The organism is Psittacicella hinzii (genome assembly GCF_003585935.1).
GTDB lineage: Bacteria > Pseudomonadota > Gammaproteobacteria > Enterobacterales > Psittacicellaceae > Psittacicella > Psittacicella hinzii.
Genome location: NZ_NRJG01000007.1, coordinates 1 through 16535, shown reverse-complemented (window position 1 = coordinate 16535; position 16535 = coordinate 1). Strand labels below are relative to the sequence as shown.

The 16535-nt window shown below is 36.2% G+C and carries 9 protein-coding genes; 2 read left to right on the top strand and 7 right to left on the bottom strand.

Annotated elements, in window-relative coordinates:
- Positions 1-250: 250 nt before the first annotated feature.
- From CKF58_RS00520 to CKF58_RS00495, 6 genes are all read right to left on the bottom strand, one after another.
- Entirely contained in the window at positions 251-514 is a 264-nt protein-coding gene (locus tag CKF58_RS00520; RefSeq protein ID WP_222987624.1) for a hypothetical protein, read from the bottom strand.
- 179 nt (positions 515-693) lie between these two features.
- Positions 694-1731: a UDP-glucose 4-epimerase GalE gene (gene galE, locus CKF58_RS00515; protein WP_119530037.1), complete on the bottom strand. Its 1038-nt coding sequence runs from the start codon at positions 1729-1731 to the stop codon at positions 694-696.
- Between the two features lie 76 nt (positions 1732-1807).
- Entirely contained in the window at positions 1808-5374 is a 3567-nt protein-coding gene (locus CKF58_RS00510) for an ATP-dependent helicase (RefSeq protein WP_119530036.1), read from the bottom strand.
- Positions 5375-5533: 159 nt separating this feature from the next.
- Positions 5534-6145, bottom strand: a complete 612-nt coding sequence (locus CKF58_RS00505) for a SprT family zinc-dependent metalloprotease (RefSeq protein ID WP_119530035.1) — start codon at positions 6143-6145, stop codon at positions 5534-5536.
- A gap of 314 nt (positions 6146-6459) precedes the next feature.
- A complete protein-coding gene (locus CKF58_RS00500; RefSeq protein WP_245959217.1) occupies positions 6460-7827 on the bottom strand; it encodes an NAD(P)(+) transhydrogenase (Re/Si-specific) subunit beta in 1368 nt (455 codons plus the stop codon).
- Between the two features lie 80 nt (positions 7828-7907).
- Positions 7908-9500 carry a Re/Si-specific NAD(P)(+) transhydrogenase subunit alpha gene (locus CKF58_RS00495; protein ID WP_119530033.1) on the bottom strand — a complete coding sequence of 531 codons (1593 nt, stop codon included), beginning with the start codon at positions 9498-9500 and terminating at the stop codon, positions 7908-7910.
- An 847-nt stretch (positions 9501-10347) separates the two neighbouring features.
- Here CKF58_RS00495 and CKF58_RS00490 point away from each other — a divergent pair.
- The gene (locus CKF58_RS00490; RefSeq protein ID WP_119530032.1) at positions 10348-11823 is read left to right on the top strand and encodes a restriction endonuclease subunit S; all 1476 of its coding nucleotides are present in this window, start codon (positions 10348-10350) and stop codon (positions 11821-11823) included.
- Positions 11824-12434: 611 nt separating this feature from the next.
- On the opposite strand, the gene CKF58_RS00485 is transcribed toward CKF58_RS00490, so the two are convergent.
- A complete protein-coding gene (locus CKF58_RS00485; protein ID WP_119530031.1) occupies positions 12435-13202 on the bottom strand; it encodes an ABC transporter substrate-binding protein in 768 nt (255 codons plus the stop codon).
- Positions 13203-14299: 1097 nt separating this feature from the next.
- On the opposite strand from CKF58_RS00485, the gene CKF58_RS00480 reads away from it, so the two are divergent.
- Entirely contained in the window at positions 14300-16393 is a 2094-nt protein-coding gene (locus CKF58_RS00480) for a M3 family metallopeptidase (RefSeq protein WP_119530030.1), read from the top strand.
- The last annotated feature ends 142 nt before the right edge of the window (positions 16394-16535 follow it).

Below are 16535 nucleotides of genomic sequence, written 5' to 3'. Positions count from 1 at the left end.
TAAGCCCCTAAAAACTAAAATGAGCTTTTAGTTTTTAGGGGCTTAATGCGTTAACTACTAATTGTTGTAGTACTGAGAAAATTTTGGATTTGCGGTAATAGTTATATAGCTGCGTTTGCGGTCATGAGCCGTAGTAAGGTTTATCATCTAAATTTTCCTTTCTTAGCTAATAGTATTTACGATATTGCCATAGAGGGGTAATGTTAAAACCAATAATACCTTCTTAAGCCACAAGCTTAAGCTGCAACAATTAACGGAACACGCTTTTTACGGTGCAGGTTTGGTTATTTTGGAAAATTAACTGATTACCGTAAGCATTATATTGCGAATAATTTAAGATTGCATTTTCCCCATATACATATTGATAACAGTATTGAGTTTGAATGTAAATGCCTTCAGAAGTGCGATATAGATCATTGCTTACACGCGTAATGAATACTTTGTAGTATTCAGCATGAGCTAGACCCGTAAAGAAAAGCATGCCAAGGACAATTAAAAGACGTGAGATTTTCATAAATCTTACTCCACAGATATTAAGTTGAGATCTAAGTTGAGATAAAAGGATTAAAAAGTAACTCGCTTGCTCAAGTTTAAGTATTTGAGCTTAAACATCGGCAAGTGGTTTAAATGAGTAATGGAGAAAAATTAGTAGTTAACGCTGTCAATAAAATGAACTAGTCTGTTTGGACTTAGCTATTTTTGTGTAAGATATTGTAAATATCTTACACTATCAATACACATTTGTTTTAAGTCGCGTTTAGTAGTGAAACCTAGTAAACGTTGCGCTTTTTTCGGACAAGCGTAGTTAGTTGCTAGATCACCTGGACGTGGTTCAACAATTTCAGTCTGAATGAAGCGATCAGAAACTTCATTAAATGCTTGTACGATTTCTTTTACTGAGTAAGGTGTGCCCGAACATAAGTTAAAAGATTCAAATTTTAACTCTGGATGTTGATCAAAATAATTTAGGGTTAGAATATGCCCTTCAACTAAATCCATAATGTGAATGTAGTCACGTTCACATGTACCATCTTTAGTTGGATATTGATCACCAAATAGTTTTAAAATTGGTTGCTTACCTAAGTAAGTATCATAAATTGCAGGGAACACATTTAATGGTTTACGGTATACTTCTCCGAGCTTACCTGACGGATGAGCTGCTACTGGATTAGCATAACGTAAAGTAATCACTCTTAGTTTAGCAGTATTCGTGATATCTTTAAGAATTATTTCATTAAAGACTTTAGTTTGCGCATAAGGGTTAGATACTACGCCATAGACAATAGAATCTTCAGCATGAGGAGGTTCTTGAGTATCACCATAAACCGTCATGCTCGAACTATAAACCAAATCATAACAATTATGCTCTAGCATAGTTTCGACTAAACTTAGAGTAGTAATTAGATTGTTACGATAGTATTTAATTGGTTCGGCACAACTTTCACCCACAGCTTTATAAGCCGCAAAGTGAATTACTTGCGAAATTTGATAATTACGGAAAATAATGCTTAAAGCATTTTTATCGCAAAGATCTAAAAAGTTTACATGTAAACGTAAGTTTTGTTCTGGGGTTAAAAGACGACGAATGTTAGTTTCGCTTTCAGGGTAACTGTTATATAAATTATCAACAATTACTACTTCGTAGCCTTGTTCTACTAGTTCTAAGGCTGTATGCGAACCTATAAATCCTAGACCACCTGTTACCAGAATGGTTTTAGTTTTTTGCGTCATAAGTTGAGTACTCCGAAGTAATGGCAGATAGAACTAAGTTCTATCTGCCCTTTATTTGAGGATAGAAAAGCGGATCTTAAGCAAAGATACGTTCCCAATCTTGTTCGTTGAGTAAAATTACATCATCGCGCTGTTGTGCAATTTCGAGCTGATATTTTTCGCTTTGCGTGAAGTCGTTACCTATTACAAAAACAATTTGTGCAACGTTGATATTATTGAGTTCACGAGCTTTAGTTTGGGCTAGTTCTTCTAGTAACTCATCACGTGTTAAAAACGAATGCTGCCCAATAATCATGACTGTATATTGATGTAAGTTTTGTTTAGTGATATGTTGAGCAAGCAGTTGTTCACCACTATCTGCTACACTACGATTTACAAACTGTTGATCGATTAGATCTAAATCAATATTAGTAAGCGGTTTATTTTGCTCGACAAAAGGGAAAACCGACTTATCTAGAAATTCTGAACTCGCTTGCGCGTTTTGTTGGGCTAGAAATTGATCGCGCTTAGCTGTCACTCTAGTAAGAAACTCATCATGGGGTTTCATGCTTAAGTAGCTATCAACTAGCTTTTGATCATCAGGATTGCGGTTATTTTTACCTAAACCTGTAGCCATTAAACTAATGAGTTTGTCTTGATTAGTTTCTTCTTTAAATACTTGGTACAGAGGAGCAGAGTAATCTACAGGCACATTATGTTTTTGCGCAAAGTATTCGCAGTACTCTTGTTTAACACTAAATTTACCTATATAGGCAAAGATATTTTTAGCCGATTTAAAGAATAGGCTTAGTTTTTCACAACGCACAAAAGAATCTAGTTCAGCAAAACCACAAGCAAAAATTAGACGTCCAAGACTTAAATTCGCAGCTTGTTCAATTTCGTGTGCAAATTGCGGGATTAACTTATTTAAAGCAGGTTTTACTGCTAAACAAGATAATGGTAAGTTCATAAACTCACTAATATCGGTTAGTTCATAAGTTTGTGCTAGTTCAGCAAAATCCCCTAAATTATTTTGAACTACTGGTAAGTTTAAAGCTTGGCTACTAGCAGCTTGCTCTAACCATTTTTTAGTATAAGCTAAAGCTTTAGCTTGTGAGTTAGTGCTTTTCACACTTTCAGGCATAGCATCGCGACTGCTATATTCATGATCGTAATCGCTATAACTATTGCCGTAGTGTTTATTACCGGTTTTTGCTCCATAACTTGAGCCAAAACTAGACCCTACCCCCGCCTTATTATAAGTACCCCCAAAGCCCATACCTCGGCTCGAACTCTCTTTAGTACTCGCACGGGAATAAGGATCAAAAGCACTTGCTTTACTATTCGTACTATAGGATTTACTATAGGATGAAGTTAAACCATGATTATTGATTTTGCTTCGTTGGTTAATACCTTTAGCTGAAGCCAAACTTACAGGATATTGTGCAGGTTTAAGTTCTTTAACTCTTTGGGTTTCAATATCTAAGAGTTCAAAGCCTGGACGTGCGCCGCGCGTTTCGATATAGATATTTAAACTGTCTTTGAGTTTTTTATCTAAAAACTCGTAACTATACTCTGATGGTTCTACATGATCTAGGAAACTATTATAAGCATAGGCTTGAGTTGAATAATACAGTTGGAGTTTCTCTTTAGCACGAGTAATCGCTACGTAGAACAGACGACGTTCTTCAGCTAGTTCTTCACGCGTTTGCGACATTTCTGAAGGCATGGTACGACTATTAAAGTCTACGAGGTAAACATTATTCCACTCTAAACCTTTAGCTCGGTGAATGGTAGATAAAGTAACTTTACCTACATCATCTTCGCCCTTGTCATTTAATGAAGAAGTATCTAAGAAGAACTGACGTAAGAATACTAAATGAATAAACAGATTACCAACTTGTGCATCACTTAAACTGCCGGTATGTATTTGGCGTAAGTTCTCTTTGTCATTGTCTTGCGTTTGTTGATCGTCAATAAGTTGGGGGATAAAGTTTTTTCCTACCTCAATTAGACGTGCAAGATTTTCCATGCGCCCTTCGTAGTTATCGTTTTTGGCTTTAAAGTACTCATCAAGATCGAAAATTTCGATAATGCGAGCAAACACATCTTCAAGAGATGAGTTGTAGCAAGCTTGACGCACTTGCTCGATGCGCTCGAAAAATTGTTCAAGGTTTTTACGACCAAGTGTATTCTTACTTTTCCAAATAGCATCGATTTGCTCGCGTGCCATGCGGTACATGCTAATACCTTGAGCTGCGCTTTGTTGCATAATCAGCTCAATACTCTTACTACCAACATTTTTTACTAAGTTGTTTAAACAGTACTCAAAAGAAATATTATCTTCAAGTAAAGCCACACTTAAAACACTTAGAACGTATTTAATTTCTAAACGATCAAAAAACTCAATTGACGCTTTAAATTCATAAGGGATCTCATTATTAATCAGCGTCATTTCCAGCATTTTTAAGCTACTGTTCGTACGAGCTAAAATTGCTGAACCTTTAAAATCTTTATGTTTTAACAGATCATTAGCAATAGCTTGGTAGCACGAATCTGGTTTAAAAAGAGTTAAATACTCAACCTTACGATTTTCGCTTTGCGCTTTGGCTGGGATCAGAGTTTTAATGTTTTTAGTTTTATTTAAGTTAATAATCTGGTTAGCTAGATTAATAATGTTTGGTGCACAACGATAGTTAAGCTCAAGCTTATAAGTAACTACGTCGTTAAATTGCTCTTGGAAGTTTTCGATTAGTTCACTACACGAACCACGGAAACCGTAAATCGCCTGATCGTCATCACCGATCATACTTACATAATTGAGAGCTGGATTATGGAGTAACTCAATTAGTTTGTACTGAATTAAGTTAATATCTTGACACTCATCGACAATAATGTAGCGAAATTGATGTTGATAACGAGCAAGTAGAGTCGGATTGTTTTTTAGCAGAAAGTAGGTTTTTACTAAGTAATCAGTAAAGTCTACTACGTTGTTTAGCGCTTTATAATCAGCGTAATCTTGGTAAATAACTAAGAAGTTTTTGTAAACCTCTTGTGCATTGCTTTGATCAACGCGCTGTAAAAAGCTATCTTGGCTTTCACCCTCATCAGCTACCATAGATTTAACTTTACGCAGATAAACTGTCATAAAGTTATGCATCGAAATTTGCTCACTAAAGTAGCTTTCACGTAGAGTGTTAATTAAACCAAGAATATCTTTATTTTTAGATAAACCTTGCTTCTCAAAGAACTCTTTTAGATTACGATTTTTAATAAATTGTCCTATTTTACTTGCTGCGGTTGACTCATCAAGATTAGTAAAATTAGGACGAATATCATTGTCACCTAAGAGTTTTACGTTATTACGTAAAATGCGTCCAAATAAACTGTGGAATGTCCCGAGGTAACATTGATTAACTTGTTGTTCGGTAATTAAAGGATTAGTTTCTTGCAATTTGCGTAGCAGACGCAATTTAATTTCGTTAGCTGCGGCATTGGTAAATGAAGTTGCAAAAATATTAAATGGATTAACTAAACCTTGATTCATTAAGTAGGCTAGACGTTCAATAAACGAAGTGGTTTTACCAGTTCCTGCTCCAGCTAATACTAGCGAGTTCTCAAGCGGAGATTGAACGTAAGCTAGTTGTTGGTGATTTAAAGCCATTAAAAAAGTCCGTTGGTAAATAGTGTTCCGTAAAGAAAAGGAGATTGTGAGATTGTTGTGACTAAGTAGGGAAAAGAGGTTGTACTTAGTTAAGACTAATATTAAGACTAAGCCAAGTACTAACTAGTCTTTAGAGCTAAAAGAGCATAGCCCATAAACTTAGCTATCGCTTGCTTCGATTACGTGACTAAATTTAATTGGTTGTTTACAATTACGACAATTGTAAACAGCACGACGTGCCCCTTTAGCTTGCGCTCGTTTGTGACGGATTGCTCCTAGGGTATGAATCATCCCCTCACAGTCACAAGTATAAGCAAACTTATTACCTTGCTTACGCAGCGAAGGTAACCCATTGAGGTTAAGGTCTTCGTCTGAAATTTGTGCTTCGTGGTAGTAAGTATTCGGATCGAGTCCTAAAAAGCGCATCATGTCTTTCCAAGCCCTACCATGTCCTGGTGTGCTTTTAGGTAGATAGCCTTTTTTTACAAGGTAGAAAATAATTAGGTGCGCAAACTCGTGACCAACCACCGTATTTACAAATTGTTCTTTATCACGTAATAAAAAGTGTAAATTTAAGTGTAATTCATTAGGAAAACGCGCAAAGCCTGCTGTATTACGCGACACTATATCAAAGTGCACTTCAGGCTCGGGCATTTGCCGTAATAAATCACGATATTTTTCAGAGTTATATACTTTAATCGCTAAGTTGGAAAGCTCAACCTGACAGCGGTGCTTCCAATAGTCGATTAAGATGCTATCTCCTTCTTCCATAGATCTCCCAATTAGCAAAGTAAGAGCTTTTGTACTTAGAGCTTTGACTTTGCTAAGAGTTAAGTGCGGTTAATTCTTTTTATCTCTATTATACCGAAAATTAAGCGTTTAGCGCTAGTTAGATCAGGGAGTATTATGCATTTAAAGCCATAATTATTCGCTTAGTTTTGGTAAGAGTTTGAGCTGAGAATGGCTAGCCCGAAACAGTAGTGTCATTGCTCATGCTTTTAGCAGTTGCGGTAGCCCCAAATAAAAAAAGGACAGCCTAGGGCTGTCCTTAAATAGATTGTCAAAAGGAAGACATGAAATTAAAGTTATTTATTGATTTCGCTATTAATTTTTAAGAGCGTATCTTTGGCATCACCAAAGCACATAGTCGCATTATCACGATAGAATAATGGATTAGGTACTCCAGCATAGCCTGAAGCCATTGAACGTTTGAACACAACAACGTTTTGCGCATTCCAAACTTTTAACACTGGCATACCTGCAATTGGACTGTTTGGATCAGTTTCTGCAGCAGGGTTAACAGTGTCATTAGCACCTATAACTAGTACTACATCTGTTTGCTCAAAGTCATCGTTAATCTCGTCCATGCCTAGAACAATGTCGTAATCTACATTTGCTTCAGCAAGGAGTACGTTCATATGTCCAGGAAGACGTCCTGCTACAGGGTGGATAGCAAAACGTACTTTAATGCCTTTAGCTTGCAGTAAATTAACTAACTCTGATACTGGATATTGCGCTTGTGCTACTGCTAGACCATAACCTGGAGCAATAATTACGCTTTGGGCGTTAGTCAGCATTTGCGCCACATCTGCAGGTGAAGACTCTTTAATTGTGCCTTCTGGAGTTTCTGCTGCGGTAGTAACAGTAAAGTCACCAGCAAGCACATTAATCAGACTACGGTTCATAGCTTTACACATAATGTACGAAAGGATCGAACCTGAAGCCCCGATTAAAGCTCCAACAATAATTAGAATATTACTATTGAGTAAGAAACCAGTTGCAGCTGTTGACCAACCAGAGTAAGAGTTAAGTACTGAAATTACTACTGGCATATCCGCTGCTCCAATTGAGCTAACAACGTGATAAGCAAGTAACCCTGAAGCAACTAAAATTAATAACACAAAGAATAAGCTATTTAATTTTAGATACCAAACTGCAAGTACTAGTAAAAATACTAAGAGTAATAAACTAATGTAGTGAGGGTGTGAAAAATGCTTACGATAAACTTTATAACCAGAAAGTTTAGCAAAGGCAATCATTGAACCAACAAAGGTAAAGATACCTACAGTTAAACTAATCACAATTAAAATTGAGTGGATATTGTTTAAGATTAGTTGTTCAGCTGGATCGCTTGCATTTAAGAAATTGTGGTTATTGTAATCGTTAACGGCAATAATACATGCCACAAAGCCCGAAATTGAGTTTAATACTGCTACAAGTTGCGGGATTTCAGTCATAGCAACGGTTTTGGCCTTATGAAAGCCTAAAATTAACGAAGCTACAAGTAAGAAGATAGCAGCAACTAACCATTTTGAATAAGTGGTTTCAAAAAAGGCAGTAACAATAACCAGTAAAATCCCAATAAAGCCAATTAAATTACCACTAAAAGCAGTTTCATGCTTCGAAAGGCGAACTACCGAAACAATAATGAGTACTGCTGCCATTAAGTACATGGCAATTGGGTTATATGGCACAAAAAGTACAATTAGCGCTACAGCTGCTAATAAACCAAGGAGATATTTATTTGTAAACATTATTTACCTCCTTTTGCTGGTACGTCTTTTTTAATGAACATTTTCAGCATGCGCTGCGTAACCGCAAAGCCTCCAAAAATATTACAGCCAGCCATAAAGACTCCAACTAAACCTAAGAGTTTAGCGATTACGGTTGTGTCTGGACTACACACTTGATAAATTACCCCAATAACCACAATGCCTGAAAGAGCATTGGTTAGAGACATTAATGGCGTATGTAGAGCACTATGTACGTTCCAGATTAAGAAATAACCTAGAATACTTGCAAGTACAAACACGTTTAAGCTATCTGTAAATTGTGCTGGTAAGTAACGAGTGATATATAAGTACACAAAGAAAGCTACAGCTAGAGCTGCGGTTTTAATTAAGCGACGTTTAACAACAACTTTAGGGTTTTCGGCTGGTTTAGTTGTAGCTTGTTCTTTAGGTTTAGATTGCGTAGTCGCTGATACACTAATTGGTGGCGGTGGATAGAGAAATTGCGCTTGTTCAGCATCACTAATAGCAAGGCTTACTAGCATATTACGTACAATTACATCAGTTTGATCAAGTACAAGCTCACCGTTTTTCTCTGGCGTTAAGAGAGCTAGTAAGTTTAAAAGGTTATTACTATACAGCTCTGAAGCTTGATTACCTAGCATGGCTTGGTAATTAGTGTAACCAACAACTTTAACTCCGTTTGCAGTTGTTACTACTTGATCCGCTTGAGTATATTCACAGTTACCACCAGTAGCTGCAGCAATATCTACAATTACTGAACCAGGTTTCATGCTATCAACCATTTGTTTAGTTAATAACACTGGCGCTTTTTTGCCAGGGATAGCTGCTGTAGTGATAATAATATCTACATCTTTAGCTTGCGCAGCATATAGTTCGGCTGATTTACGGTTAAACTCTTCTGAAGTGCTGCGTGTATAACCATCGTTAGTTTTTTGTTGCTCAACGTGATCTATGGTAAGGAATTTAGCTCCCATAGATTCAACTTGTTCTTTTACTTCTGGACGTGCGTCAAAAGCTCGTACTAGAGCACCTAAGTTTTTAGCTGTACCTATAGCTGCTAAACCAGCTACTCCAGCACCAATAACTAGAACCTTAGCCGGTGCAATTTTACCTGCGGCTGTAATTTGTCCGTTTAAGAAGCGACCATATTGCGCACTTGCTTCAATAACTGCACGATAACCTGCAATATTCGCTAATGACGATAATGCGTCCATGGCTTGTGCACGACTAATACGCGGCACCATATCCATAGCTAAAAGCGTAATATTTTTACTTAAACAAGCATTAACTAATGCTTCATTAGTTGCCGGTTGCACAAAACTAACAATTGTCGCTTGCGCTTTACATAGAGCAATCTGCTCTAAGGTTAAAGGATTAACACTTAAGAGTAAATCAGAAGCATATACTTGCTCGGTGTTAACAATCGTCGCACCAGCAGCTTTGTACATCGCATCTGTATAGTCCGAAGCTAAACCTGCATTGGTTTCAACCTGAACTTGATAACCTAGTTTTAGTAGTCTTGCTACCCCACTAGGAGTAATGGCAACGCGCGTTTCATGGGCTTGCGTTTCTTTTCGAATGCCTATATGCATATACTATCCTGTCGGTTAAGAAAAACTTCTAGTAAATAGAGGGTGAGAGTTTTTTTTAGTAAGGCAATCTAGCGAGACACTAGTAAATAGTGATAGTTGTTTGCCTTAGTGGTCAAGATAAAAAATATCTATTAAAGTAAAGTTTTTTGCTAACTGACCTACAATTTTATTATACTCGGTTCGTATTAAAAGCTTGCGACTTTAGCGTAAAACTGCGACATTAGTCGCAGTTTTGAGAAAAATTTAGGCTCTTTTAGTGTATTTAAGACCAATTTTTGCTAAAATGCTGCATTTTACTTGACAAAGTTTATATTTTGTGAGGCAAAATATAAACGAATTTATCGACGCTTGGCTAATTCTCGTTTTATAAAACTGTATAGCTTTTTCAGAAAGTGGTAAAACTGAAACGTAAATTTACAATAAAAACGGCAAACAAGTTGTTTGTAGTACAGCTCAAGCGCAGTCCAAGCACAGTTCAAGCTCGAATAAACTCTTCACTCTAATTTTTATTAACCTTTACTTTTAGATATTTTAGACTTTTTCCTATTTGCGATATAATCGTTGTATCTAAAAATACCCATAAGTACTAGATGTTTTAAGGTTTATCTTTAAATCTGTGCTAAATTTTAAATACTCTCCCTTAAGAGTTAATTTTAAGCGCTATATTTAAGCAATAACTTTAACTTTATAAAATTTACTTTAAGCTTTCGGCTAGTTTTAACTAACTAGTCGCATATCTCTATTGTTGGTAGAACATGCCTAAAGTAAATTTAGATTAGAATTTTAGTACTTATGTACTTTTATACCTTGAATTATCCATTGCCGATTTGATTTAGACTATATATACATGAAAAATTTACAAAACCCTATTGCGCAAGATGAATTAGCAACGCAATTTATGCAGCAATTAGCTAAGCATCCTGCGTTTCAAGAGCAGCGATATTTTGTGCGTCTACAAGATATTATGGCTGCGCATCGTTTTGTGGTGATTCCCTCAGAGCATTTACAAACGCCACAAGAAAATAAACAACAATCTTTAGTTCCTGTATATAAAATTAGTTATTTTACGCAACAAGATCCTAAAGCTTGTTCTTATGTAACACTAGACTACTATCAACGCAAACTTGCTCATCGTAAACCTTTACCTAATGCCGTAATTATTACTGCCGTAGGTACAGTAGGTCATGTTTTAAGATATAATCCAGAGCCAGATAATAAACACATCTACTATTCGAGTAATTTTATTTACTTTGATAATGATGAGAAATATATTATTAATGACTTTCTTTACTACTATCTAAGAACGATAAATTGGTCGAAACAAGCGGTAGTCAAAGGACAAGGGACTGCACTTAATTCACTCTATGCGCGTGATCTTTATGACATTAGAATCCCATTAATTGCGAAACAACATCAACAAGAAATAGTTAACTTGCTGCGTTGTTTTGAGCAAGTGGATCAAGAAGCTGCCAAATTACACGCAGCCAATAAAGTCCGTTTTACGCAAACGCTACGTACCATTTTTGCTCTGCTACAAAACCAATCTTTAGGTAAACAAACAATCCCTGCTGATATTGCTCAGTTAGTTAATCCGAAACAGCAATATGAAGCTATCCCCTTACAGCAAATTGGTGCAGGGCATAGATTTAATGCCATTAATCGTTCACATATGGTGACCGAAATTCCTAGAGGTTTGAGTGTTGATGATTATGTTCCTTTCTATAATCTAAGTGATTTTAGTGGGATAGGAGCAAGTGAGCGACGAGCACCACAATACTATATTGCTAAGCAGATTTTTGTAAGTTCACTTAAAAAATCAGTTTATCCTCGTGCTGGCAGTATTTTACTTTCGGCATCAGGGACAATTGGTAAACCGATTATTAAATTAGCTTGTGATGAATATTTTAGTAATCACTTTATTTGGGTAGATAACAACGAGAAGATAATTAGTAACCAGTTTTTATACTATTTCTATTTGAGTAAAGAGCGCTGGGAAACTATAGGAGCGAGTGCAACTATTCGTCAAATTTACATTAAACGTCACTTACTCCCTCTGCAAGTGCCGTTAATTTCTTTAGCACAGCAAGCCAAAATAACTAATTATTTATCCTTACTCGAACAAACAGTGACCGCTAGCCAAGAATATGTCGATTGTGTATTAAGACGTTCACATAATCTAGCTTACAATATTTTCTATTTCTTACTGACCGATGCTCAAGACGCTTATGAGCAACTGATTGCTAAAGATTTACAGGCAAAGCAAATATTTAAGCAAACGCAAAATTGCCCCCTCGATTTTGCATTTGAACAAATAAAGTCTTAAACAACTTATACCTATCCTTATACTTAGTTCTAGTTCAAGCACTAGCAAGATCTAAGCCTTAATGTTAATTTTAGAGCTAGTACTAAAATTAGCATTAACCCAACACTACAACTTAGTGTAAAATAGATAGTAGTTTTGTATATGATTTCAAATTACACCCCAGAAATTGAACTTTATAAGTTCATTTTCTGGGGTGCTTTGCTTTGGTAAAAGATTTCAAGACTACTAAATCATTATTTGCATAAATCGTTTAATAGATTATGGCTTTGATAATAATGTTTGCTTAGTCTACCTAGTAAATAGACACGGAGTTAGATTTGAGCTTATTCAGCAGTAAAGTAAAGATTTTGTATACGACGTACTAAAGCGTCGTTGTTGTAACCGTAAAGATTAGGTTTGAGGTAAGTATAAGAAGTACTACTATATAGAGGAATACCACCAGCACCATCAACGATGAGATCATTTAATTTTTGGTAGATGGCAAAGCGTTGCTCTACGGTTTTAGTAGTGTAGAGCTGCTCAAAAAGTTTATCGTATTCTTTATTCTTGAACTTAGCGTCATTTAAAGCATTATTACTTACCCATAAACCATAGTAATTCGATGGTTCATATTAGGCAGGATTCCAACCTGCAACAAAGAATTGATATTGTCCGTGACGACGTTCGTCAAGATAAGTCTTCCATTCTTTATTGTCAAGAGTTACTTTAACTAGCTTGTATGCACCATTACCTACGTAATTATTAATGTCAGGCCATTTACCTGCAGCTAATAATTTACTTGGGATCGGAGCTAGTACTACTAGCGCCGTAGCATCTAAGAACCATGGTACTGGACTAGCTAAACTTACTTGTAAGGTGTAATCGTCAACTGCTTTAACCCCTAATTCTGATGAAGGTAATTTACCAGCAGCCACCGCATCAGCATTTTTAACTTTTAAGTCGGTTAAATAGTAGGTATAAACCGAACCTGTTTTAGGATCTTGTAAGCGTTGCCAACCAGCTACATAGTCATTAGCCGTAACAGGACTACCATCTGAAAACTTGGCATCTTGACGTAGTTTAAACGTCCAAGTTAAACCATCTTCACTAACCGACCATGAAGTTGCGCCAGCTAGGATTAATTTCCCTTTAGCGTCAAAAGTCGTTAGACCTTCAAATAAATTAGAAACCACTTGATAACCTTGGGTTTCATTAAGTAGGTTAGGGTCAATGGTAGCCGGAGTAGCATTGAGTAAAAGGTTTAACTCTTGTTTGGCTGCTAATTTAGTACCTGCAGGTACTTGTGCAGTATAGGCACTAAGACTAGATAAAGTTAATGCACTTAAGCAAGCAGTTAAAGTAGTTAAGCGCCAAGTTTGACGAGCAAGTTTTTGCCACATAGTTAGTCCTTAATAAATCAAAAATCTATATTTACAAGCTAAGTTTAGTTTTATCTAAGTTTAGTTTTACTTCGAGAGTTTAAATCGGCGTATTAACTGACTTTTTATAGGTAAAACGTAACGGAAAAAGATTTTTTGTCACTTAAAGTCACAAATTAATCTTTAGGTAAGAATTGAAGAGCAGCATAAATAATTTATTTTGCGGCTTAAATTTATCTTAACAGGCTTTAAATTTTATTGCAAGTAAAAATAAATAAAAATAATTTTTGTTAAATAGACGTGTATATGTGGTGACTTTTGTCTGGTCGACAATACAAGATGATGAATAATAGAAGACAAAATGGTAAGTCAAATTAGCACTAACTAAAATGGTATATTTGGGGTACAGCTCAATTGTGAAAGATAGTACAAAAAAAGTGATACACCACATTTATGGTATTTAGCGCATAAAAAAAGGGGATGAAATTCATCATCCCACAAAGGTTACTTATGTTTGATTTGGCTTGTCTTCAATATGAAGAAAGTTTTCTTAGAGTTTTCTAAGAAAAGCGGTGTAGTTGGCACTTAAGCAATTAAGTACAACCTAGTTCTTTTGTTAAGCCAAGACAAAAGAACTTAACATTCGGTACATAACGAAAATCTCTGGTTTAAAGAAATTATTTATTTCGTTGCTTATATATTTATGCTATCAAAGTTAGAGAGTTTTGCCAAGCGAGCAAAATAAGATTTTTCATTAAAATTACCTTTTAAACACGCTATTTTAAACAAAACTTTTGCCAAGTTGAAATTCTAATCTTAAGATTATTAAACCAAATTTTTCAAACTAAAAACCACTTGAGCATAAAAGGAGCATAAAATTTTGCGTTGTAGAAAAATTTTAGAATAAAAACTCATTTCTTGCAAATGTAAGTTTGTGGCTTATTTGGAGGTGGTAAATGTTAATTTTATCGCGCGGTTTTTAGGTGTTAGTTACCTCAGTTTATGAAACAATTTTTCTTGGTTGGATAAATAAAATTAATTTTGCTTATGCTAAACTAAATTAAAACCTAAAAATTTATTGCCCAACATAATCATTAAACCAATGATGGAGAGCCAAGATGAGTAAATATGCTTCAGCTATAGACTTCACCCAATTTAGTCCGGAAAATCTAGCCGGACAATTAGCCCAAGCTAAACAAGCTTATGCCGAGTATCTTACTCATCTAAAAAGTCTAGATAATCCAACTATTGACGATGTATTTGATGCTAAGCGAGCGCAGTTGGTAAAGTTTTTAGAATTACACTATCAACCTGCAAGTCACTTAGCTAATGTACTATCAACTCCAGAATATCGTCAAGCTTACAATGCTTTAGAAAGTGAACATCGAGCTCTTGCTTTAGCTTTAGGCACAGATCAAGAGTTATTTAAGATCTATCAGCAGCTCGCAAGCTCTCCGGCAGCTCTTAGTTATACACCTGCACAAAAACGCGCTTTAGAGTTAGCTCTCTTACAGTTTAAATTACAAGGAGTAGAACTTGTTGGTACTCCAGCCTTTACCCAATTACAGGCAGTAGAAACGCAATTAGGACAACTCTACAATCAATTTATTAATAATAGTGTTGATAGTCAGGCAGCATGGAGTAAATTAATCACAGATCCGCACGAACTCGTAGGCTTATCTCCAGCTGGTTTAGAGATGTTAGCCCAAGCTGCAAAACAACGTAATCTTCAAGGATATCTCATAACCTTAGCTCCTCCAGTGCAACGCTTGATTTTAGGGCAATGTAAAAATCGTGCTTTGCGTGAACTAGTATTTAAAGCTATCAATCATCTAGCTACGGATTTTGATGATAATGAAGGTAAGTTTGATAATCGTCGGATTATAAATCGTATTTACGAATTACAGATGACTAAAGCTCGCTTATTAGGATATGAACATTTTGCGGCTTATAACTTAAGTTATCGCTTAGCGACTAGTGCACAAGAAGTATTAGACTTCTTAGAAGATTTACGTCAACGTACAATTCCAGCAGCAACTCAAGTCTACCAAGCCATAAAGGATTTTGCGTATCAAACCGACGGTTTAGAGAAGCTTGAACCATGGGATCGTGAGTATTATCAACAACTCTATGCGCAAGCTAAATATGATCTAGATAATGAAGCCTTACGTTCTTACTTTCCTTATCCGCATGTAGTCGAGCAAATGTTTGCTCTCTTTACGCGTGTGTATGGAGTTTCGTTTGTAGCGCGTCCGGAAGTACCGGTATATGCAGAGGGTGTTGATTATTTTGATGTATATAGTGGGCAAGAGCTGATTGGTGGTATTTACTTAGACATGTATGCACGTGTCGGGAAAAAAGCTGGAGCATGGTGTGAACCTGCGGTTTCAACTAATTATGGCTTGGAGAATGGGGTTGGGTATCGTTCCTTACCTGTGACTTACATTAATGGTAATTTTAATCCTCCAGTAAATGGACAACCTGCACTTTTAAGTCATACTGAATTAGTAACCTTGTTCCATGAAATGGGACATGCTCTACATGTGCTCCTCTCAACAGTACCTATAGATACCTTAGGATCATTAAGTGTAGAATGGGACGCTGTAGAAATCCCTTCGCAAATGCAAGAGAACTGGTGTTATGAACCGGAAGTATTACGCGCTTTATCTTCACATCTAGTTACCAAACAACCATTACCCGAAGAACTGATCAAACAACCATTACCCGAAGAACTGATTGCTAAAGTTGTAGCTGCTAAAGAGTTTTTCCACGGTCCTCTATTTATGCTGCGTCGTTTAGAACCGAGCATTTTTGACATGCAGCTATATAGTTTAGATAGTAAGGCAAGTAAAGAAGTTGAAGTGGTTGAACTCTACAATCAAGTCAAAGCACAAGTAAGCGATCTGGTCTTTACCGATTCAAGTCCATACACTTCATATTTTCCTTGTGTGTTTATGCATCTTTTTTCTGGAGCATATAATAGTGCTTACTCGGCTGGTTATTACAGTTATCTATGGGCAGAAGCCTATGCCGCAGATGCCTATGCTGCATTTGGGCAAACTGGAGAGGTAACAAATGCCCAAGTTGGTAAGGCTTTCCGAGATAAGTTCTTAGCTGTAGGTAGTACTTATCCTGCTTTAACGAATTTTTATAATTTTCGCCAACGGCAGCTAGATCCAAGTTACTTTTATCGTTCTTGGGGACTTGCTTAGGGTAAAGGTAAAGATAACCCATTTTTTTACTTACTTATTTCCTTTATAGTGTCCTTTTCCCCAAATGAAATACAAAATTTAGTTTGGGGTAAGGCAAATCATGCGTAGTAATTATTTGGCAGATACCTACTATACCTACTAT